Source organism: Erythrobacter colymbi, from assembly GCF_002155685.1.
Taxonomy (GTDB): domain Bacteria; phylum Pseudomonadota; class Alphaproteobacteria; order Sphingomonadales; family Sphingomonadaceae; genus Erythrobacter; species Erythrobacter colymbi.
On record NZ_MUYK01000020.1, the window covers coordinates 1 to 20806 of the forward strand.

The 20806-nt window shown below is 61.3% G+C and carries 17 protein-coding genes and 1 pseudogene; 11 read left to right on the forward strand and 7 right to left on the reverse strand.

What is annotated here, in order from left to right; translation table 11 throughout:
• Window positions 1-607 precede the first annotated feature (607 nt).
• Genes ltrA through BZF57_RS18550 form a run of 7 tightly spaced genes read left to right on the forward strand, consistent with a single transcriptional unit; the run spans window position 608 to window position 11305 of the window.
• The gene (gene ltrA, locus BZF57_RS18520; protein ID WP_086740703.1) at window positions 608-2230 is read left to right on the forward strand and encodes a group II intron reverse transcriptase/maturase; all 1623 of its coding nucleotides are present in this window, start codon (window positions 608-610) and stop codon (window positions 2228-2230) included.
• A 10-nt stretch (window positions 2231-2240) separates the two neighbouring features.
• Window positions 2241-2987, forward strand: a complete 747-nt coding sequence (trbC, locus tag BZF57_RS18525) for a type-F conjugative transfer system pilin assembly protein TrbC (protein ID WP_086740706.1) — start codon at window positions 2241-2243, stop codon at window positions 2985-2987.
• A gap of 44 nt (window positions 2988-3031) precedes the next feature.
• A complete protein-coding gene (locus tag BZF57_RS18530; RefSeq protein ID WP_276206651.1) occupies window positions 3032-5035 on the forward strand; it encodes a conjugal transfer protein TraN in 2004 nt (667 codons plus the stop codon).
• Window positions 5036-5070: 35 nt separating this feature from the next.
• Window positions 5071-5622 carry a hypothetical protein gene (locus tag BZF57_RS18535; protein WP_086740711.1) on the forward strand — a complete coding sequence of 184 codons (552 nt, stop codon included), beginning with the start codon at window positions 5071-5073 and terminating at the stop codon, window positions 5620-5622.
• 4 nt (window positions 5623-5626) lie between these two features.
• The gene (locus BZF57_RS18540; protein ID WP_086740713.1) at window positions 5627-6454 is read left to right on the forward strand and encodes a conjugal transfer protein TraF; all 828 of its coding nucleotides are present in this window, start codon (window positions 5627-5629) and stop codon (window positions 6452-6454) included.
• Complete coding sequence (locus BZF57_RS18545) at window positions 6454-7911, forward strand: conjugal transfer protein TraH (protein ID WP_086740715.1); 1458 nt, start codon at window positions 6454-6456, stop codon at window positions 7909-7911. The genes BZF57_RS18540 and BZF57_RS18545 overlap by 1 nt, the downstream gene beginning before the upstream one ends.
• Window positions 7912-7948: 37 nt before the next feature.
• A complete protein-coding gene (locus BZF57_RS18550; protein WP_086740717.1) occupies window positions 7949-11305 on the forward strand; it encodes a conjugal transfer protein TraG N-terminal domain-containing protein in 3357 nt (1118 codons plus the stop codon).
• Window positions 11306-11662: 357 nt separating this feature from the next.
• Here BZF57_RS18550 and BZF57_RS18555 read toward each other — a convergent pair whose 3' ends face one another.
• From BZF57_RS18555 to BZF57_RS18565, 3 genes are all read right to left on the reverse strand, one after another.
• Window positions 11663-11935: a hypothetical protein gene (locus tag BZF57_RS18555; protein WP_143738568.1), complete on the reverse strand. Its 273-nt coding sequence runs from the start codon at window positions 11933-11935 to the stop codon at window positions 11663-11665.
• A gap of 18 nt (window positions 11936-11953) precedes the next feature.
• Complete coding sequence (locus BZF57_RS18560) at window positions 11954-13162, reverse strand: S8 family serine peptidase (RefSeq protein ID WP_086740721.1); 1209 nt, start codon at window positions 13160-13162, stop codon at window positions 11954-11956.
• 151 nt (window positions 13163-13313) lie between these two features.
• On the reverse strand, window positions 13314-13934 hold the full coding sequence (locus BZF57_RS18565) for an outer membrane protein (RefSeq protein WP_086740723.1): 621 nt from the start codon (window positions 13932-13934) through the stop codon (window positions 13314-13316).
• 211 nt (window positions 13935-14145) lie between these two features.
• On the opposite strand from BZF57_RS18565, the gene BZF57_RS18570 reads away from it, so the two are divergent.
• On the forward strand, window positions 14146-14868 hold the full coding sequence (locus BZF57_RS18570) for a DUF2939 domain-containing protein (protein WP_162291048.1): 723 nt from the start codon (window positions 14146-14148) through the stop codon (window positions 14866-14868).
• A gap of 142 nt (window positions 14869-15010) precedes the next feature.
• On the opposite strand, the gene BZF57_RS18575 is transcribed toward BZF57_RS18570, so the two are convergent.
• Together BZF57_RS18575 and BZF57_RS18580 are read right to left on the reverse strand one after the other, a co-directional pair.
• Entirely contained in the window at window positions 15011-15349 is a 339-nt protein-coding gene (locus tag BZF57_RS18575; protein WP_086740727.1) for a hypothetical protein, read from the reverse strand.
• A 17-nt stretch (window positions 15350-15366) separates the two neighbouring features.
• Window positions 15367-15702, reverse strand: coding sequence for a recombinase family protein (locus tag BZF57_RS18580; RefSeq protein ID WP_240506047.1), 336 nt, complete (start codon window positions 15700-15702; stop codon window positions 15367-15369).
• Window positions 15703-15885: 183 nt separating this feature from the next.
• On the opposite strand from BZF57_RS18580, the gene BZF57_RS18585 reads away from it, so the two are divergent.
• Window positions 15886-16461, forward strand: coding sequence for a recombinase family protein (locus BZF57_RS18585; RefSeq protein WP_086740732.1), 576 nt, complete (start codon window positions 15886-15888; stop codon window positions 16459-16461).
• 343 nt (window positions 16462-16804) lie between these two features.
• Window positions 16805-18277 (forward strand): META domain-containing protein, encoded by a 1473-nt coding sequence (locus BZF57_RS18590; RefSeq protein WP_086740735.1) that lies wholly within the window; start codon window positions 16805-16807, stop codon window positions 18275-18277.
• Window positions 18278-18504: 227 nt separating this feature from the next.
• Here BZF57_RS18590 and BZF57_RS18595 read toward each other — a convergent pair whose 3' ends face one another.
• Together BZF57_RS18595 and pal are read right to left on the reverse strand one after the other, a co-directional pair.
• Entirely contained in the window at window positions 18505-19083 is a 579-nt protein-coding gene (locus BZF57_RS18595; RefSeq protein ID WP_086740739.1) for a hypothetical protein, read from the reverse strand.
• A 119-nt stretch (window positions 19084-19202) separates the two neighbouring features.
• Window positions 19203-19718 carry a peptidoglycan-associated lipoprotein Pal gene (gene pal, locus BZF57_RS18600; protein ID WP_086740741.1) on the reverse strand — a complete coding sequence of 172 codons (516 nt, stop codon included), beginning with the start codon at window positions 19716-19718 and terminating at the stop codon, window positions 19203-19205.
• Window positions 19719-19864: 146 nt separating this feature from the next.
• Here pal and BZF57_RS18605 point away from each other — a divergent pair.
• Window positions 19865-20625: pseudogene (locus tag BZF57_RS18605) on the forward strand (IS5 family transposase).
• Window positions 20626-20806 lie beyond the last annotated feature (181 nt).

A 20806-nucleotide genomic window follows, 5' to 3' on the forward strand; every position in this document is an offset into this window, starting at 1 on the left:
GAGCGCCGTGACGGCGCAGAAAGGAAATATGTATGTAATTCAATATCATATTCCTTTCGATCGTCTTGCTGGCGATCGACCGGTGGCTGCGATGCCACCCCACCTGATGGAAGGAATCGGGTCGGAAGGGGGTCTCCAAGGTTTGCCGCGTTCCGGCGGTCGGCCTCAAAGCAGGAGACCTGAAATGTACCGAATGCGGCCCGTCAGCCGCAGGTCGGGCTACCACAGGGCCTAAGGTGAGATACAAGCGAATGACGTGTCTGAAGCCTCTTTATTTACAGTTGAACTCCCGATCACCTGACGGGGTGGGGAGATCGCGGTGTGAACCGGTTGGTTTGGTATGCTGCCTTCTGGTGAATGCTTGCAGAGTATTCGTTTGCGGGTCGTCCTTTCTTGCCCGCAGACCCGAGCCGCAAGGGGTTAAGCGTCGCACCTACGGGTCCAAGGTTGATCGTCGGAACACGGGAACCATCATCGTCCGCCTGCTTCGGAGCAGGCTATCCGCGGAGACCGGGGATGGACGCTGGTGGGGCGGAGCCTGCGTAGTAGTCCGAGGACGGGAAAGCCGTCCACATGGCGAAGGCGGGCAGGAAGTCGGTGGGCTGTCATGACGGAGGAACTACCAGTGGACTCTGGTAATCAAGCCCCAAAGGCTTGGCTCCTCGGCGTTCAGAGAAAGCTCTACCAGTGGAGTCGGGAGCACCCCGAAGAACCATACTACGACTTGTGGAATTGGGTGACCGATCCCCGCAACTTGTACATGGCCTGGAGGACGATTGCCGGTAATCGCGGCAAACGCACTCCGGGGATCGACGGGGCGACCGTAGAGAAAATTGCCGCTGGAATTGGTGTCGACAAATTCCTTCAAGGGCTCCGCGAGGAGCTCCGGGCGGGCGAGTATCGTCCGTCCCCTGCACGAAGGAAGTGGATCCCAAAGCCGGGCAAACCGGGGAAGTTCCGACCCCTCGGTATCCCTACGGTCAAGGATCGCGTGGTGCAGTGCGCGGTCAAACAAGTACTGGAGCCGATCTTCGAGGCCCGGTTCTGGCCTGTCTCATACGGGTTCCGGCCCGGACGCGGCAGCCAAGCCTGCCTCGAACATATCCGTTTGACCATCCAGTCGCGGGGGAAACCTGCGGCAGATGGCTACCGACACAATGCGCCGTACCAATGGGTAATCGAAGGCGATATTGAGGCCTGCTTCGACAACATCGGCCACCACCCCCTGATGGAACGCGTGCGCCACGGCGTCGCGGACCTCAAGGTGAACCGATTGATCGTGCAGTTCCTTAAGGCCGGGGTCTTGGAGCATGTCACGTACAGCCCCACCGACACCGGCACGCCGCAAGGCGGCGTGCTCTCCCCGTTACTGGCCAACATTGCGCTGAGCGTGATCGAGGAACGGTATCGGGACTGGGTCCGCCGCCCCGAAAGCCCGGAGCTGAAATCCGATGGGATCAGGCTCGCGGCGATCAAGCGCGACAAGGACCGGAAGGCCGGTCGAACGGTCTTCTACCCTGTCCGCTATGCCGATGACTTCCTGATCTTCGTGTCGGGAACGGAAGCTGACGCGCTTGCCGAAAAGCAGGCGTTGGCGACCTACCTGCACGAGGCGATGGGTCTGACGCTCTCGCCCGAAAAGACGCGCATCACTGCGCTAACCACGGGCTGTCGGTTCTTGGGATGCCGCGTGCGGCTTAAGTGGGACAAGCGATTCGGGCTTCATGCCCGCATCGAAATCCCGCGTGAGCCGATCAACGGCTTCCGCATACGGATAAATCAAATGGCCCGGCGGCAGACGCTTCGGCGTTCGCTCGCGGCCATGCTTCAGGAACTCAATCCATACCTCCGGGGGTGGTCCGCCTACTACCGCTACTGCGTGGGGGCCAAGCGCATCTTTGCCAGTCTCGACTGGCATGTGCGGCAACGCCTCTGGCTGTGGCTTCGGGCCAAACACAAGCGTGTTCCGGGGAGGAGGATCGCATCGGGCCGCAGGCCGAGTGTTGCCCATCCGGGTACCAAGGTCTGGGCTGAAGGAGGTACGGAGCAATTCTTGATGAGCTACGTACCTGTCCACCGGTTCGAACTCAAATGGATGAGAAAACCCGAATTCGCCATGACTTCTGGAGAGCCGGATGCACAACGAAAGGTGCACGTCCGGTTCGGAGAGAAGGCGTGGGAAACGGGCGGTGGAGACACCGCACCGCGCCCGCGTCTTACTCTACTGTGAGGGGGACGAGATGAACCGCAAACTTCTCATGACCCTTGCGCTGATCGGCGGCTTCGCCGGCGTAGGGGCGGCGCTCGCCCAGACGGTCGATGGCCTCGACCTCGATGCGATCCGCGCCCGTGCCGCAGCCCAGAGCGAGGATGCGGCTATCCTCTCGGCCGAGGTCGCGCGGCGGGTGGAAGAGTACCGTCCCGACGCCGAAGCGCTCGATGCCGCGGCCAGGCAGAAGGTGCAGGGGCTCGATCCCGCGACGCTGCCCAAGGGCCCAGCTGGCGCGGTCGATTTCGACGAGATGATTGCTGCTGCCTCCGGGAACCTCAAGGACAATCGCGGAAGCGCGCCGCAGTTCATGGTCTTTGTGAGCCTCTCCATGCCAGAAGAATCGCTGAAGACGATCATCGATCAGACCTCGGCGGCCGGTGGCTTCGTGGTGTTTCGAGGCTTTCCCAACAATTCGGTCAAGCAGTTCGTCGCCGGCATGAGCAAGGTCGTCAGCAATGACGATCAGTTCGCCTCGATCGGCGTCGATCCCCGGCTGTTTCGTGCATTTGGCGTGCAGGCGGTGCCGACCTATGTTGCTGTGTCCAGCGACTTCACCCCCTGCGACGGCCTCAGCTGCACCACCACGCCTCCGCCTTTTGACAGCATCAGTGGCAACGTCACCGTGCGCTATGCGCTCGAGACCTTCGCAGAGGACAACGGACCCGGTGCGCTGGTCGCGCGCACTGCGCTCGGCAACATCAGGGCCGCGAAGTGATGCGGGCGCTTGCCTCGATCCTGGCCGGGGCCGCTTGCCTGTCAATGGCGCTGCCTGCTCCGGTTCTGGCGCAGGCAACGCAGCCTGCGCCTGGCGGCGGCTTTTACGATTTCGATGACTACACCTACTTCCCGCAGCCGCAACAGCAGCCTCAACCTCAACAGCGCCTCGAACCCATTATCCCGACGCTGCCTGATGATCCGATCACACCGGTTGTGCCCGTGGTGCCGCAGCCGCCACAAACCCCCACGCCCGCTCCCACGCCTACACCCTCTCCCGCGCCATCACCGGGCAATCCGCCGCCCGCTGGCGGCGGCGGGGGAGGGCCGGTCCCTGTGGCGCCCTATGTCCCCGGCGGGCCTCTGGTCTTCCCCAAGGGAGACATCAACGCCGCGAAGGCGGACGGGAAGGCCTTCGTCACTGATGCGCGCGGAGCCAACGGTCAGATCGCGACATCGACCAATCTCACGGGCACTATTCCCGGCTACACGGGCCAGACGCTCCCCATGGAAGCGCTTGCAGATGATCCGGACGCGCTGACTGCGCAAGGCGCGAGCGGCGCGCTCAGTAATGATGCGTGGCGCTTGGTGACCAATCCGGATCGTACTGTCGTCACGCTCGATCCCGATGGCCTGCTGCGTGCGCAGACGGTCGCCGAAGATCCAGATGCCTATCTGGCAGGATCAAGCCTTGGGGCGAGCAATGGTCAATGCGCACCGCTCCCGCCGAGTGGGGCGGGCACGGAGTATTACGAGGCGACCTGCGAGGAGGGCGCGCAGCTGATCGAAGAGGCGCGCACCTGCCGTGTTCCTCTGGTGATCGAGACTGCTGGTTCGCAGCATTGGGAATACAGCTGCTATTCGGACGAGCCGCAGCCCGGTCATGCGGGCGTTTGCTCTAACGTGCAGGGCGCGCTGCAATCGGGTGGCTGCACGCTGATCGACCGCGAGAGGGTAGGGTTTTCCTGCCTCCAATGGGTCTATCCGCCTTCGGGTGGTCGCCCATGGTGCGCAGAGCCCGGCGAACCGCTTTATCGCGAGGTCTGGGCCTGTCCCGCGCAGCTTCCGGGCGTTCCGGGCGGCTTCCTGCGGAACACCACGCGGATCGTGAGCGAGACCCGCAATGAAGGCCAGTGCCAGGCGGCGACCGAAGGGTTGACCTGCACCCAATCAGGTGAGGTGTGCACCGGTCAGCCCGAGACGCGCACGATCAATGGCCTTGCCGTGACGCGCTCGTGCTGGGAATGGGAGCGCACCTATCAGTGTTCGGGCACTACGCAGGCGACCGATTGCAGCGATATTGCCGGCAATCCGCAATGCACGTTCGTGCGTGACGAATGCCTCGACGATCCGCAGGTCGGTGCCTGTCAGCTGACCACCAAGGTCTATCGCTGCCCGATCCCGGGCGGCGGGACCAACGATCCGGCGCAGTACATCTGCGGTGACGATGTCTATTGCATCGATGGCGAGTGCGAGCCGATCGAGCGCGAGGCTTCGACCGAATTCAAGGATGCGCTTGTCGGTCTCCACACCCTTGGACAGGCCAATGCCGAGTTCAATGAGGCGGATCTGACGCTGTTCGCGGGTTCGCGCGAGACCTGTTCGAAGAAGGTCTTCGGACTGTCGAACTGCTGTTCGGGCAAGGGCGTGCCCCTGCTGACGCCGTTCCTGTGCAACGCGGCCGAACGTGAGCTCGACAAGAAGGACGACAAGGGGCTCTGCCACCGGGTTGGCTCCTATTGCTCGAGCCGTGTGCTGGGGGTCTGTACGACGCGTAGGGATGCCTATTGCTGCTTTGAATCCAAACTGAGCCGCATCCTTCAGCAGCAGGGCCGCCAGCAGATCAACAAGCCTTGGGGCGCGCCCAAAAGCGAGACCTGCAAGGGGTTCACGCTCGACGAGTTCTCACGTCTCGACCTCTCGGTGATGGATTTCTCCGAGGTCTACGCCGACTTTATCGACGCTGCCAAGCTCCCTGATGAATTGGACACGTCACAGCAAATCCAGCAACGCATAGAGGACTACTTGCAGCAGCATGGACCAAATTAATGGAAACGATAACACCGCTCTCAAGCGGACGTGCATTGCCCGACCTCAGCGTGGTCGAGTTTGCGATCATGATCGCCTTGATGCGGCTTGGCCCGCAGCCGGCACCCTCGCTGCTCCCGACCTTATCGGATTGGTTCGGCTACGCTATTTCGCTCGGCGATGTTCGCCCGGCGCTCCGACGTCTCGAACATCAGGGGTATTTGACGACGCTCGAGGACGGATCGCTTCGCACGCGGCGCGCTTCGGCCGAGCCGGTGGCGCTTTCGTTCACGGCCCTCATCCGAATCGTGGGCAGCGAATTTGGCCGCGCGTTGAAGAAGGCCGATCCGCCGCTTCTGGCGCACATCATGAAGAAATCGGTGGAGGACGAGGCAGTCGCCGCCGAGGAGGCGCGGCGAAAGCGCGAGGGCAAGCCGAACCTCACGGACGCGCAGCGCGAGGATATCCGCGTGGCGGCGCGCAAGGAAGCGCGCGAAGCGCGTTTCAAATCGGTCGAGGCGGATGCCGGTGCTGTGAAGCCCAACCCGCCAAAGCGCAAAGGGAAGGGCAAGGGGCACGAGGCCTCGGACGACAGCAGCAAGGAGTGAGGCAATGACGCGGATATGGGGTGCTGTGCTGAGCGCAGCCATGTTGAGTGCGGCGCTCGCGCCGAACATTGCGGCAGCGCAGCAGAGCGAGGAGGGCGATGATGGCCTTATCCGGGTTCAGCAGGGTGATGACTTCTATTGCCGCGAACGCAACCTCGGACAGTGGTTCTACTGCGAAAAGCCCAAACCCGATCCTGAGACCGCCGCCCAGGCTCAGTCCAGCATTCCGGCCGCAGTACGCCTCAAGGCGATCAGCGAAAAGCTGGAGGAGCTGAAGGCGAGGGCGATCCTCGAGCCGACCACGCAGAACGTGCAGGCCTATATTTCCTACCAGCGCGAGCAGCTCGACCGCGCTTCCGATTTTGCCGACGTTTGGCGCCGCGCTATCTGGCAGAACCCCGAGCTCGATTACACGCTTCAGCGCCCGATCAACGCACTCGGCAAGAAGACCTGGACTACCCAGCGCACCGCCCAGCGCGATGCCGCGCTCGCCGCCATCAGCCAGCGCTACGGGGTTTTCTATTTCTACTCCTCGGGCTGCGCCGCCTGCGAGGTGTTCTCTCCGATCATCAGGGGCGTCTCTGACCGCTTTGGCATGACCGTCATGGCGGTTTCGATCGACGGTGGCCCCAATGCTGCCTTTCCCAACTACCTGATCGACACGGGCCAGTTCCAGGCAATGGGCATGGCCGGCAAGCAGGTGCCTGCGCTGGTACTGTTCGACACCGTGACCAAGCAGCCCATGCCGATCGGCTACGGCGTGATGGCGGCCGACGATGTCATGGACCGCATTTTCACCCTCACCAACACCGAGCCGGGGAGTGACTTCTGATGAGCAAATCTCGCCAATCCTTCTGGGCCCGCGGCTTTCGCATCACCGGGAGCTCGCTCACCTGCCTTGCTGCCGTGGGCCTCGCGGCGTCGCCAGCGATGGCCAGCGTCGAGGGGGAGATGAACTCCTATTTCAACTCGTCCGGAGCGGCTGCCAATGTCACCGGCCCGTCTGCCTTCGACGGGCAGGCGGCAGGCTACTATTCCGGTGGCAGTCTGTGGACGCGGTTCCCGACCAAACAGATCAACCCGGTCAACCTGCAGCTGCCGCGTGCTAGCGGGGGCTGCGGCGGGATCGACCTGTTCGGCGGTTCCTTCAGCTTCATCAACACCGATGAGATCGTCGCGACCCTGAAGGCGACCGCCAACAATGCGATCGGCTTCGCCTTCCAGCTCGCGATCGATTCCATCTCCGCGCAGATCGGCGGTGTGATGAAGGACATGAGCCACAAGATCCAGCAGATGAACGAGTTCAACATGAACTCGTGCCAGTTTGCGCAAGAGGCAGTCGGCGCGATCTGGCCGAAGATGGACGGCGCAAGCCAGACGATCTGCCAAAATCTTGGGCGCAGCTCGGGTTTGTTCTCGGATGAGGCGAAGGCTCGACACGAATGCCAGAACCAAGGCGCGCGTAATTCGGCCATCAACGGCAGCACCGACCCGCAGGCCGCGCTCGCCAAAAGCAAGAATTACACCTGGAACGCGCTGATGAGCAACTCGGCCACTAGGCCCGACGAGGACTACGCCGAGTGGCTGATGACGATGGTCGGGACGGTGATCTACATCAAGCCCGAGACTGACAGCACTGACGGGCGGTTCCGCTTCATCGCTCCGGCGAGCTGGGACACCTATACTGCCCTGCTCGACGGAACCTCGGTCGCACCAGCACAGATCTACCGCTGCAACGGTTCGCGCGGGGCCGATGAATGTCTCGACCCGCAGCCGAGGCCGCTCAGCATCAGCCCGAACTCTGCCTACAAGGCGCGGGTCAAGGCGATGATGGAAAGCATCGCCCAGGATATCCGCATCAATTCGAGCTTGTCGAACGACGAGGTCAACCTCCTCGGGATGACGTCGATCCCTCTCTACAAGATTCTCGTCGTCAATTCCGCGTCACAGTTCGGTCTGGGTGCGGGCGAACTTGACTCCCTTGCCGAGATTGTCGCCGTCGAAGTGCTTCTCGGGAACATCGACCGCATGCTCGATGACGTCGCGCGTTCGCAGATCGGGTTCGATGCTCCCGAGCAGAAGAACTTCGATGACTGGCGCAGGCAGGTGCAGGATGTCCGCATCAATCTGAATGCCAAGCGCGCCGAGATGTCGGGCAAGCTCGGCGATACCTATCAGATTATCCAGCGCACGCAGTTCCTCGAGGCATCGCTCAAGAACACCATGAGCCCGCAGATCTCAGCGTCGCTCAGGTTCGGTCGTGGTCTTTCGGCTCAAGGGATCAGGTAGGGCCCCGCATCGGCGGGTTTGAGGGAAGGGTAGGTCGATGCTCGAGGTCTTTACGGTCGGCGGCGGCGAGTACATCGTCAATGTCCTCAATGCCGTCGCGGCATGGTCAGGGGGAGGGGGCTTCCGCTCCATGCTTCAGGTCGTCTTCGTGATGGGCCTGATCTACTCGCTTCTGGTGCTCGCCTTCAATTTCGACTGGCGCGCCTGGATGAACTGGTTTCTGCAGGCGACCGCCATCTACATGATGCTGCTCGTGCCCACGGTGACGATCAAGGTCACCGATCGGATCGATCCCGGTCTTGCGCCTGCCACGGTCGCCAACGTCCCCTTGGGGTTAGGGGTTATGGCATCCTTCACCAGCCAGTTCGGCGACTGGATGACCCGCACGGCCGAGACCGTGTTTGTCATGCCCGATGCGCTCAAGATGACTAACAATGGCATCATCTATGGTGCGCGGCTGCTCGAGAAGGCGCAGACCTTCCAGATCACCGATCCCGTCTTCCGCGCCAATCTCGACGAGCACTTCAAGCAATGCGTGTTCTATGACGTGCTCCTTGGCTTTACTCCGATGGAGACGCTGACGAACAGCAACAACCTGTGGCGGGATATCGGGCCCGGCAGTCCGGCGCGGGCCCAGAAATTTTTGACCCGCAGTGGTACCGGCGTGACCTCGTCCATCGTTCGCTGCAACACCGCCTATTCAACGCTTGACGCGCAATGGACCGCGGAAATCGATGCCGATCTGCCGCTGTTCGCCAAGGGCGCCTATCCCGACTTGCTCGACACTATCGCCGCGCAGCGCCTGAGGAACGACCTTGGCATCGTGGCGGGCACCATGCACGGGACCGCCACCGACCCCTATGCCTATCTCCAGCAGGTCTCGGTCATGGATGCCTTCATGGCGGCCCGTGAGAGCTTCTCGGACGCGGGCTGGGACGCCTATGCAGCGCAGCGCGCTGATGCACAGGCGCGCAACACCTACACCTCGATCGCACAGCAGGCGATGACCTGGGTGCCGCTGCTCGGCATCGTCCTGCACGTCGTCTTCTATGCCATGTTCCCGGTGATCTTCCCGCTCTTCCTCTTTCCGCGAACTGGCATCACGACGCTTCGCGGCTACGGGATGGGGTTCTTCTACCTTGCTAGCTGGGGACCGCTGTATGTGGTCCTTCACATGTTCGTGATGAACAGGGCCGCCAGTGCCTATGCTGCTGTCGCACCCACCGGGCCGACGCTGCTGGTCAGCAATGGCATCACCAATGTGAACAATGATATCGCGACCATCGCCGGGTTCATGATGATGAGTGTGCCGTTCATCGCGGCCGGCATGGCGCGCGGTGCGATGGCAATTGCCGGGCAGGCCACGTCGCTGCTTGGCCCCGCCCAAGCGGCGGGGCAGGCGGCCGCCGCAGAGCGTACGCTGGGCAACTATGCCCTCGGCAACACGTCGTTTCAGAATCTCACGGCCAACAACAGCAGCCTCAACAAGCACGATGACACCTTCAGCTACGGCTCCGGATTCGGGAAGACGTCGTTCACCCATTCCGATGGCGGGATCGAAACCGGCTTCGCCAATGGTGCCAATGCTTTCGACACCCGACAGGCCATCTCCTCCTTGGCCTACAAGCCGGTGCGCAGCGAAGGCTTCGCATCAGATTTCCGGGAAGCACTGTCTCAAGGCTTCAATAAGGCAGAGAGCTTGCGGCAGGCTGCAGCCGAATCTCGCAGCGCGACGGTGTCTACCGGTTCTGAGTTGGTTGAAAGCGCGACCCGCAGTGCGTCATCCTCGAATGAAAATGGCTCGGCTTTCAATTCGAGTGTGTCGAAATTCAACGACCAGGTTCGTTCGCTGTCCAATACGCTCCAAGAGAGATTTGGACTTAGCGAAAGCGAGTCTCAGAGTATCTCAAGGTCTTTTTTCCTGACTGGGGAGGGCGGCGGTACAGCTGGAGTGAATGGGAAAATCGGTGCTGGTAGCACGGACGGCATCGTCGCTTCGATCGGAGCTGATGCTGCCGCCAGTCTTGGTCTTCGAATTGCGGCGCAGCATAAGCATGAGACCGGGGAAACGCTGACGGCAGACCAGGCGCTCTCCCGGGTTGCAGACTATGCCTACAAGGAGTCGAATTCGACACAGGCGAGGCAGGCGCGAGAGGACTTCACGCGCGCTACGAGCTCTACCTCTGATAGCGAGGTCAAATCCCTTTCTGATCGTTATTCGGCGAGCCTGGCCGACACACGGAACTATTCGAACGAAGCCGCGCGTACTCAGGAAGCCTACGAGCGGCACAGCCAGGACTTCAGCGAGGCCGCATCGCGCGGCTATTCGCTGAGCCAGGATGAAACGCAGGAGTTTGTGACCTATGCACAGCAAGCCCTTCGTCAGCCGGAGAACAGCGTGCTTGCATCGACGGGTTGGCAGCCTCGGCTTGTCGCGACGACACCCGAACAGGAGCAGGTCAAGCAGATCCTGTTGAAGCAATTCATGGACGACAAGGTCGATCAGGTGCGCCAGGAACTCGGTGTGTCATTCCCGGAATTGGGAAGCCCCACCGGCGACCGGCCGTCAATCACTTCGGCAGAGGGTGTGCAAGCGTTCGGTGAGGCAAACATCGCTGCGATCTCAGCGCGTGGTCCGAACGTCAGCGTGCGAGCAAATTCAGGAGATGCTTCGGTCAGAGAGGAAGCTGCGGAGAGAATTGACGAGGGGTCCTTCCGCCTGACTTCAGAGGGGCTTTCGTTAGGCAGCAAGGTCAGCGGCGCTGAAAGCCGTGCTGGCGCTCTCGGAGATCGTGTCGATGAGCGCAATCACGAGTCCATCGGCACCTCACTTGTCTCTCCGGTGATCAAGGGTGCTGAGAACTATCTCGACGATGCGAAGGGTTGGATTTCAGGTAAAGCGGAACAAGCCGGAGAGCTGATCGGCATTGGTGGGGGAGGGGCCGCCGGAGGCGGGCCCGTCAATTCTGCGTTGCCCCGCTCCGGGGAAGGTTTTCGAACCTATTCCGCACCCGGAAAGCAATACGGGACCGAGACCGTGATCAGTGAGCTGCGCTCTTCGTCGGCCGAGTGGGCAAGGCGCGGGGGTTCGCCGGTGAACATCGGTGATGTCAGCAAGCCCGGAGGTGGCGACATCGCTGGCCATGACACCCACGAGCAAGGCAGGCAGGTCGACATTCGTCCGTTCCGCCGAGATGGTGGGAATGCCCCTGTCACCTGGCAGAGTCGTGCTTATGACCGTGAGCAAACGCGCAATTACATCGAGTTCATGAAGGAACGTAACCCGGGCACAACGGTGCTTTTCAACGATCCTGTGCTGGTAAAGGAAGGGCTAACCCAGAAATACGAAGGGCATGACAATCACCTGCACATTTCATTTCCGACCAGGAAGTGACCGCGATTTGGACCTCGTACGCTCGTTAATTTCCAAGCCTAAAGCAGGAAACCCAGGATGATCGCGGCCCACATCCCAAGGATGAATGTCGTTGCGATGCGTACAACAGGGATTTTACCTGTGTAAGGCTTGGAAGGCGTTTCGATCAGAGGCTCACTCTTCCGGAACTCATACCAACGAAGCGTTTCACCGGACGGTGTCCCGGGTGTGTAGGGACTGTCCGATTGCCCAAGGGGATTCCGCGGCGTTGAGAAATCGTGAAGTGACATAATTCGTGCCTTTCACAGGCATCATATCACGACAGCGAGTTCCCACCAAGCGTTCTACACTTGTTCCATCTTCCCTTCAGCGCAACCCTCACTGCGGGATGGAACCATGAAGCGGCGGCAGCTGAAACCCCTGCTCCTCGCGCGCATGCTTTACGCCGGGCAGGGCGGTGATCTTGGGAAGAAGCCTGATAGGCCCGCGTCCACCAAGAACGCCGGTCCGTTTCATCACACGCTCGACATCGATGCCGAGCGCCTCAAGCTTGAGCGCGACGCTGCCGATCGCTTCGCGGTCGTTCACGGTCACGATGAAGCTGGTGAGCTCATCAGGCTTGTTCACCCGTTGTGTTGCCGATTTCGTCATAGCCTGAGAGATAATGCATCAAGGAGCCTTAACCAAGCCCTTCCCGATGTCGATGGTGCTTTGCCCTTCGAGCGGTTCAGCCGCTGCGACAAGCTGATCCCAGAGCCGCTGTCCCCTGAGCGCCGGGTTGGATTCGGCCCAGAGCGCAGCGAGCCCCGCCACGTGCGGACAGGCCATGCTTGTTCCGCTGAGGATTCGGTAGAGCTGGGGGCGCGGAACCGACGAGAAGACACCTGAGCCAGGTGCTGCCACATCAATACGGCCGGTGCCCACGCCACCATTCGAATAGGGCGCGACCCGTCCGTCCGCCTCGATGGCCGCGACCGCCATGATCGATGGCGCATTGGCGGGCGAGCTGACGGGGGCAACATAGCGGTAGCGGCGGTCACTGTCGTTGCCGGCCGCGGCGACGATCAGACAGCCCGCGTCAAGAGCCTGCGATGCGATATCCTCGTAGAGCGGATCGAATGGCTCCTGCGGGCCTGTGGCGCGGCCGAGCGACATCGAGATGATGTCGCAGCCGTTGTCGAGCGCCCACTCGATTCCAGCAATGATGTCGAGCTCGCGGCCCGCGCCGCGATTGTTCAGAACCTTGGCCACGAAAAGCTCGGCACCGGGAGCGACGCCGTAGCGGGGCACATTGACGGCCTGCGGCGGGCCAGCTGCGGCCGTGCCAGCGCAGTGCGTGCCGTGCCCTTGAATATCGTCAACGGGCTCGCCGGGTACGAAGCTCGCATGGGTGATTGCCCGCGAGGCGAAGTCGGGGTGGGCAAGGTCGATGCCGGTATCGAGAACAGCCAGTCTGATGCCCGCGCCGGTAAAGGCGCTCTGATCGGCACCTGTGGCAGCCAAGCCCCATGTGCGGTCTGTATCGTCGGCCCACGGCGGATCGCCGAGCGCGAACATCCAGAACTCCGGGCGGCTGTCAACTACCAGTCCCTCGGCTTGCAGCATCTGTGCGATCGACACCGATGCCTCTGGCCCGCCGCTAATCGCGGCCACGGAGAACCGGGGAAGGATGATGGTCGCATCGTGTTCGGCCGCCGCCGCCATGGTGTCGACGAGTGAGCCATACTCGGGAGCAATGAAGGGAGGAACGTCGAGAATGCCGTTCAGCAGCTTGAAGGCTTCCTTGGCTCCGCCGTCTTTCTCGAACATGACAAGCCGCCGTCCGGTGGGTTGGGGGGCCATGATCACAGGGGAAGCCATTGTCTCCTCGACGGCCATGCAGAACTCCGAACGTCACCAGCGTGGGGTGCAGCCTTTAGCATGATTGCAGCTGAAGGGCACCCCGAACGCGCCGTGTTGTGTGACACGTTTCGCCTGGCACCGGCGTCCGTTTGGAGGGGCGGCATTGAAGCACCGCCCCGCCGATACGTCAGAACTTGCCGAGCAGCGTGATGATGCCCTGGTTGCGGCTCACGCCGATCCCGGTGTCCGTTCCGAACAGCTCGAGGTTGCCGTAGTCCGAGTAACGATATTCGAGACGGATGGCATAGTTGCTCGAAAGGTCGATCTCGCCGCCGGCGCCCAGACGAACGCCGCCGAACGAGACCTCATCGGAGATTTCGCCGGTGCCGTCGTCATATTCGCCCTCGATCGAGGCGTCCGTGTAGCCGGCCTTCACATACAGGATGCCGTTGCGGCCCGGGCGAAAGCCGAGACGGCCACCGACATAGAGGTCGCGGCCGGCGTTCACCGAGACGCGGTCGCCGGGCACGTCGAAATCAGTGGCCGACACGCCCACGCTTGAATCGGTATATTCAGCCTCGATGCCGAAGACGATCCCGCTGGTGGTTTCGTAGTCGTAGCCGACGGTCAGACCCAGCACGACGTCCTCTTCACTTTCGGAGATCCCATCGAATTCTGTCTCGACGCTATCGAGGCCTACGATGGCCCCTGCGATGAACTTTCCACCTGCGGTGCTGTCGTCTTGCGCCAGGGCAGGGCCGGCGAGGGAGACAGCTGCGACCGCTCCCGCGAGAGTTACGAACTTCATGATATGTCCTTTTTCCGCTCAGGATTGAGCGCGGCGGCCCCTATCAGCGAAGGCCTTCCAAAGCACTAATATTGCGCCTATTTTGTGTGGACAGCTGTGAGGCAGTAGCGGCCTCGCAAGGCTTCGCGGGAGTTGTGCAACCGTTTCTTGGTGAGTTGGCTCTATGGGGCGGCTCACTGAGCTTTTGTGGCATGAAGAGAGAGGCGAGCGAATGAGGTTCGGGAAGTCGTCGATCATCGGGCTCGCGGCAATCATAGTCGCGGGCTTTGCAGCCTACATGTATTTCGCGTCCCCGCTGGTCGCCCTCAATGGGATGAAGACGGCACTCGAACAGCGAGATCACGAGGCGTTTTCGGCCTACATCGATTTCGACAAGCTGCGTGCGTCCCTGCGCGAGGAACTCGCGGCGCAGGCCGCAATCCATGCCGCCGAGAGCGATAACCCGTTGGAGCAGATGGGCATAGCCGCGGGTGCCGCGATAGCAGATCCGCTCATCGATCGCCTCGTAACGCCAACCGCCATCAGGGTCGCGTTCGAGCGTCGTGCGTCGGAGCAGCCCGGCAACGGTTCTGACGACATGTTCGGCAACCTTGCGAGCGAAGGGACGATTGATCGGTCAGGTTTCGGCAGCTTCAAGCTGGTCACCAAGGAAGGTGGGAGCTTCGTCTTCGAGCGGGAGTGGTTCAGCTGGAAGCTGGTGGGCATTCAGTTCCCAGCACTGCGGTCGAGCGAAAGCAATTCGAAGGCTGCGGAGGTCCTGGCGTCTCCATTAGACACCGATGATCCGCATTCGATGCCAAGTGCCGAAGAGGAAACCGGCCATGGCGGTACAGTGCACCGTGACGTCCTAGCTACCGCTTGCGAAGAAGGTGATGAGTTCGCCTGTGAGCAGCTTGGCGAGATGGCGCCGGGCGAGGTCTACTACCAGTATTGACCGTGATGGGCATACCGTGAACTCGTGTCCCGATAATGCATCCGTACCCTGGTCTCGTCACCCCGCGCGCCGCTAACCGCTACACTCTCGGCACGCTCACAAGCATGCGCCCCATCAATTTCCCACTTCCGCGCCTTATGACCTACCAGAATTCCTTGTCGCCGCGGTGACCTCGCCATGCGTTGTCCCACTTCTGTCCGACCGTGCCATCGACGGGGCGATGGCCAATGGGATGATCGCGCATCACGTCGTCGATATGCGGCTTATCCTTGTGCGAGGCGAATGCACCGATTCCGTGTTCCTTCAGATAGGCGACGTAGGCGTGCTCATGCTCTGTCTTTGGTTCTGCCTTGCCCCACGCAACATCCTGAAATTGCCGCTGTGCCGCTGATTTCGGGCGACGCCGCTTCAGACGGAGCTCTTCGTAAAATTGGAGATGCTCCTTCAGAAGCCTTTCAATCTGCGATTGATCGAGCTTCATGCGTCGGCCTCCGGGACTTACGAACCACGTCTTATAGTCCGATACACGGTAGGCCGCGAGACCTTGAACAGCTCGCCGAGGTCGCTGATCGAGTATTCGCCGATGCCGACTGCTGCCAGCGCATGGCCGAGGCCTGGACGATCGCGGTTCCGGCCGGTGGGGCCGCGGTCGGTGTAGATGCGGTCATCGGGCACACCGAGCTCGATTAGCGCGCGGCGCTGGGCGGTGAGGTCCTGCTTGTCGGTCGAGTAGCAGGCATATCTGTCAGCCGGCGTCGGGATTCCGATAGAAGAAGTGCGGATGCTCCCGGAGAGCCGCTGGCGGAAGTTCGCGCAAGCGACTGCCGGGTTCAACGAATGGGTCGCTATTCCTGCAAACCGACAAAAATTTGAGGAAAGGTTCGGATCGGACCCATAACATTTGGGCACACTCATATGTGATTATTGGGTGTGACAGGATAAATTGTAACAAATGAGTGGCAAATCGGATTTTGTGACAGCATCAGGGTGCCAACCACCTTAATGTGACATTTTGCCATGCCTCGCATCGGATACGCCCGCGTCAGCACGACGAGCCAAGACCTGGAAATTCAGCAGGCCAAGCTGAAGGCGGCGGGCTGCGAGATTATCCGTGCCGAGACCAGCTCCGGGGCATCACGCGACGGACGCACGGAGCTTGCCACTGTGTTGGAATTTCTGCGCGAGGGTGACGAACTGGTCGTCCATCGGCTTGACCGGCTCGGCCGATCGACACGCGATGTCCTAAATTTGGTTCATGAGCTGGACGCCAAGGGAGCTTCACTGCGAGTTCTTGAGCTGGAGGTGACGACCGCGGGCGACATGGGCCGCATGGTCATCACCATTCTCGGCATGGTGGCTGACATGGAGCTGAAGTTCATCCGCGACCGGCAGCGGGCCGGTATCGATGCGGCTAAAGACAAGGGCGTTTACAAAGGCCGGCAGAAGCGTGTGGACGATGACGCTATTCGCAGGCTGGCATCGGAGGGCGGGCCTAAAGCACAGATTGCCCGTGATCTCGGCGTGTCGCGCATGACCATCTATCGAGCCCTGGAAAAGCAGAAGGCGGAGCCAAAGATGAATGAAAATTCGTAAGCGCCCGGCCGATGCCGTGGTAGGCAACCGGCAGCTTTCGGCGCGTGTCCTCGGCCTGCCTTATGACCGATTTTGGGTGGTTTTGCGACAGTCCGCTTCCACGCAATCTGCGACAGTAACATACCGTCATATTCTATTGCGCTGATGAACGCCTGACATCACCCCAAAAAGTTTCCAACGTCCGCTTTGACCCATTCGATGTTTAGAACGGCGTGGCAGGGAACATTTCACTGACGGCAACAATCTATTCCACACCAGAGTCGGGTCTGCTCGGTCACAAGAGAACCGAAACGCGCGCTGTCGTTAAGGTGCCGTTCGATTGCGCTCATGCACTAACGCGGTCATGCGTAGTCTCGCCTTCTTGCTGCTTCTTGTCGGCTGCTCAGCGCAGCCATCTTCACAAGCCGCGTCAGACGTTCCGCTTCCCTCCATGTTTGGCCAATGGCGCATTGTCAGGTTAGACGGTAGCGCGCCGGTTGCGGGGCACGATGGCCGGCCGCCTGTCCTGACGTTCAACGAGCTTGGCTATGGCGGATACGTCGGCTGTAACTCCTTTGGCGGACAGGGTTTCGCCCACGAAGACCGCTTCTACGGCAGCTTTGCGATGTCCACCTCCATGGCATGCGGCGCACCGTTTGATGGCCAAGAGACGGGCGTCCAACAATTGCTGGCGAGCGGCCCTCAGATTGAGTGGCTCGGGCCGGACCGTCTTGTCATTACCGCGACCGACCGGCGTATGGAGTTGGCTCGCACTGGTCTGCTGCCTGTCAACCGCTTCGTCGTCGCACCAATTCCGCTTATTGGTTCAGTTTGGAACTTCGGCGCGCTCGATGGTCGCCCAATCGAAATGCCGGGCGCTCGTTCGGGGCCGACGCTGACGGTTGAAGGCGACCGGTTTACCCTCGACACGCCGTGCCTTACCACGGAAGGTGGCTGGACCCAGACAGGTGTGAGTACTGTCTTACTAAGCCCGGAACGACGGGCCATGCGCGCCTGTAACCCTGCTTTGCTGGGGCAGAGCGAGGATTGGGCCGAGGCGATGCGCGGGGTTCTTCGCTATAGCAATGGCCCAAATGCCGAGATTCTGTTCGCCGGTGGCGGACATTGGATGGTCGGCGACCGTGTGCGTCGCGGCAGCACCGAGGCGACCTCGCTCGCCGGCCGCTACGAGGTGGAAGGCGGCCCGAGTCGGGCGCATCGCAACGGCGACAGGCGAGCTGAGCTTATCCTCGCCACCAACTCTTATTATTTGTGGGACGGTTGCAACCACACCGAAGGGCTTGCCATAGCCTTCGAGCGGCAACTGTTTCTCCACGGAAGCGGCCTTTCCACGCTCGCCAATTGTGTGCCCGGTCGCGATGATGCCCGCTTCAAGCAGATCGTCCTGTCCGATCCGCGGATCGGTCGCATCCCCGGCGGTCTTCTCCTGTCCTCTCAGGTCGGCACGATCCGCTTGCGCCGCACCGGTGACGCTTCACCGGGCGCGGGCGGCGTCTCCACCCGCCTCATGCCCGGCATGCGTTTTACGCTGCTGGCCGAGGGCGGCAGCACATTAGCGATCATGCCTGGCAACCGTTTCCGCCTGACCCAGCCTTGTGGCGTCACCGAGGGGCGGTGGCGGGCAGCTCCGCGCGAGGTGGACGGCGCCATTCGGTTCGGCCCGGAACCGGCCCCCGCCGCCTGCGAACGCGATGCCACCGCGCGCGCAGTGCTGCGCCACTTCCTTGGCAATGTCGACTTGGCGATCGGCCCCAATCGCGACATTGCGCTATTTGCCGGCCAATTTGGTGCAATGAGAGCGCGGCTTGCGCGCTGAAGAATAGCTCGAAACGTCCCCGTTGGCGCACCTATCCGATGTTGCAGCCTGCATCTTCATGCTCGAAACTGATCATTCACTCAATGGGGCCGACTGGCGCCCAAACGACTGTCTTGGGGTCGTTTTCAGAATGTCCGCTCCCAGCAACCGGGCAGCTATAGCTGTCTGTCGGGTTTTGGGAGCGCGCAGAGCCGCCTCTCATGACCGGTGATGGGTGGAAAACAGAACTACAGCTTTGGGAGCTCACCAATGTCGCCTGCCTCGCTGGAAGCGTCGAATTCGCTCGCGTTTTCTATCTTCTGAGCATGGCGTTCAGCGATCTCGGAATCGAGGCGCGTAAAGAAGCTTGCGTATAGCTTGGGGTCTTGCACGATCCTTTCGCCATTCCCGGCTATGCCGGTGGTTGCCCGACCTAAAGCGAAGCTGGTGCGCACGCTGCTGCCATCGGAGAGTTCTTCGATAAAAACCGACGCAATTGGTGCTTCGCGGGTCACGACCAGACCTCGCAGGTCAAGCTGAACTTTGTCTGCGCTCGAAGCGCCAGCAATGATCAGGCCGGTGCTGATGTCGGCGTTTTGGATCCGATAGCCCGCGTCCATCAATGCGGCCATAGTCGCAGCGAAAGCCACCTCTTTGGTAACCTGGTAGCGACGCAACTGGAGGTTTCGCAAATCAACTGGGGACAATGTTGATGGCACGGCCGCGCCGACAAGGCCGTCTGCGATGGTGTTGACGGCTGAGACTGAGGGTAAAGTGGCGCAACCAGTGAGGGCAAGTGTGGAGATAGGGAGCAGGAATCGGATCATTTCTTTGCCAGACAAACGCGCAAACCCTTCGCCCAAACCGTTGGTGATAGAGAGAACTGCACTTTGCCCGCCGCCTTGCGGCGGCGGGCTCCGCACAATTGATCAGCGATGCTGGTGCCTCAGTCGATCGTGACCGTCACTGCGCGGCGATTGCGGGCCCATGCGTTTTCGTCGCTTCCAAGTGCCATCGGACGCTCCTTGCCATAGCTCACAACAGTCAGCCGCGACGCATCGATCCCGAGCGAGACAAGGTAATTCTTGGCCGCATTGGCGCGGCGTTCGCCCAGCGCCAGATTGTATTCGCGGGTGCCGCGCTCGTCAGCATGCCCTTCTATCCGCACACGCTTTCCGGGATATTGCGCCAGCCATTGGGCCTGAGCCTGCAATGCTGCGGCATCGACATTGTCGATGTTGTAGCGGTCAGTGTCGAAGAAGATCGTGTCCTGCCCTGCCATCCGCTGCACGAAGTCAGCTTGGCTGCCGGGAGCTACCGTCCCTGCTGCACGGTCTCTGTCGTCGCTCTGGCCAATGTTTGTTTGCGGCGGCGGCGGAAGGTCAGCGGGCTTCTTCTTCGCGCAGCCTGTAGCTGCGATGGAAAGGGAGATCACGAAAGCTGTTGCAACGATTCGGTTCATTTTCGGCGTCTCCAAGCGAACGATCTGAATGGGATTTGTGCTCCGTCAGTTAGGGCCACCACCCAAGGGGCGTTAGGGCGTAAACTCATAAACTGACTTGCGGGAAGGCTGCCGGATTGATTCAAGGCTTCAGGAAGGAGCTTTGGATGACACGGCGACGCTACGAACTGACGGACTGGGAATGGTCGATCATTGAGCCGTTGCTGCCGAACAAGCCGCGCGGCGTTCCCCGCGTTGATGACCGGCGAGTGCTGAACGGTATTCTTTGGCGGTTCCGAACAGGCTCGCCATGGGCAGAGATACCAGAGCGCTACGGTCCCTCGACCACCTGCTACAACCGGTTCGTCCGCTGGCGCAAAGCCGGAGTGTGGGACCGGCTTCTGGCTGCGGTTTCCGCCGCTTTCGAAGGCGAGATCGTGATGATCGATTCCACCTGCGTCCGCGTCCACCAGCACGGTGCGACGGGCAAAAAGGGGGATCCGATGATCGCGGCATGGGACGTTCCCGAGGCGGCCTCACGAGCAAGATCCATGCCCTCGTTGACGCTGACGGTCGTCCCGTTGCCCTGCGCCTGACTGGCGGTCAGGTCCACGACAGCCAGGAAGCCGAAGCCCTGCTTGATGCGATGCCCGAGGGCGCCACGCTGCTTGCCGATAAGGGCTACGACAGCAACACCATCCGAGAAGCCGCTGCCAGCAAGAATGCCTGGGCCAACATCCCGTCGCGCTCCAACCGCACGCAGCGCTTTGCCTTCTCCGGCTGGCTCTACCGGCAGCGCAACCTCGTCGAGCGCTTCTTTAACCGCATCAAGCACTTCCGAGGCATCGCCACGCGCTACGACAAGTGCCCCGAGAACTATCTCGCCGCCGTCAAACTCATCTGTGCCCGCATCTGGTGTGCCGCGTAATGAGTCTACGTCCTAGTATGGGATTTTCACGGCCCCACCCGTAAAAATCTCATGGTAACCGGGGTCTTGTGGTGGCGTTAAAATGGCCGGGTTAACGAGCAGCCGAATGCGGCGCTCTTTAGCATCGAGTGACGGCCGGCAAGCCACCCCATCGCCCCCCGATACCCCTTGGGGTGGCCTG

Bases quoted from the DNA above. Each gene is read 5' to 3' on its own strand.
- pal (WP_086740741.1), bottom strand. From the start codon at position 19,718: ATGAACCGAATCGTTGCAACAGCTTTCGTGATCTCCCTTTCCATCGCA.
- BZF57_RS18590 (WP_086740735.1), top strand. From the start codon at position 16,805: ATGCGTAGTCTCGCCTTCTTGCTGCTTCTTGTCGGCTGCTCAGCGCAG.
- BZF57_RS18575 (WP_086740727.1), bottom strand. From the start codon at position 15,349: ATGAAGCTCGATCAATCGCAGATTGAAAGGCTTCTGAAGGAGCATCTC.
- BZF57_RS18545 (WP_086740715.1), top strand. From the start codon at position 6,454: ATGAGCAAATCTCGCCAATCCTTCTGGGCCCGCGGCTTTCGCATCACC.
- BZF57_RS18570 (WP_162291048.1), top strand. From the start codon at position 14,146: ATGAGGTTCGGGAAGTCGTCGATCATCGGGCTCGCGGCAATCATAGTC.
- BZF57_RS18595 (WP_086740739.1), bottom strand. From the start codon at position 19,083: ATGATCCGATTCCTGCTCCCTATCTCCACACTTGCCCTCACTGGTTGC.
- BZF57_RS18555 (WP_143738568.1), bottom strand. From the start codon at position 11,935: ATGACGAAATCGGCAACACAACGGGTGAACAAGCCTGATGAGCTCACC.
- BZF57_RS18565 (WP_086740723.1), bottom strand. From the start codon at position 13,934: ATGAAGTTCGTAACTCTCGCGGGAGCGGTCGCAGCTGTCTCCCTCGCC.
- BZF57_RS18585 (WP_086740732.1), top strand. From the start codon at position 15,886: ATGCCTCGCATCGGATACGCCCGCGTCAGCACGACGAGCCAAGACCTG.
- BZF57_RS18560 (WP_086740721.1), bottom strand. From the start codon at position 13,162: ATGGCCGTCGAGGAGACAATGGCTTCCCCTGTGATCATGGCCCCCCAA.
- trbC (WP_086740706.1), top strand. From the start codon at position 2,241: ATGAACCGCAAACTTCTCATGACCCTTGCGCTGATCGGCGGCTTCGCC.
- BZF57_RS18550 (WP_086740717.1), top strand. From the start codon at position 7,949: ATGCTCGAGGTCTTTACGGTCGGCGGCGGCGAGTACATCGTCAATGTC.
- BZF57_RS18540 (WP_086740713.1), top strand. From the start codon at position 5,627: ATGACGCGGATATGGGGTGCTGTGCTGAGCGCAGCCATGTTGAGTGCG.
- ltrA (WP_086740703.1), top strand. From the start codon at position 608: ATGACGGAGGAACTACCAGTGGACTCTGGTAATCAAGCCCCAAAGGCT.
- BZF57_RS18530 (WP_276206651.1), top strand. From the start codon at position 3,032: ATGGCGCTGCCTGCTCCGGTTCTGGCGCAGGCAACGCAGCCTGCGCCT.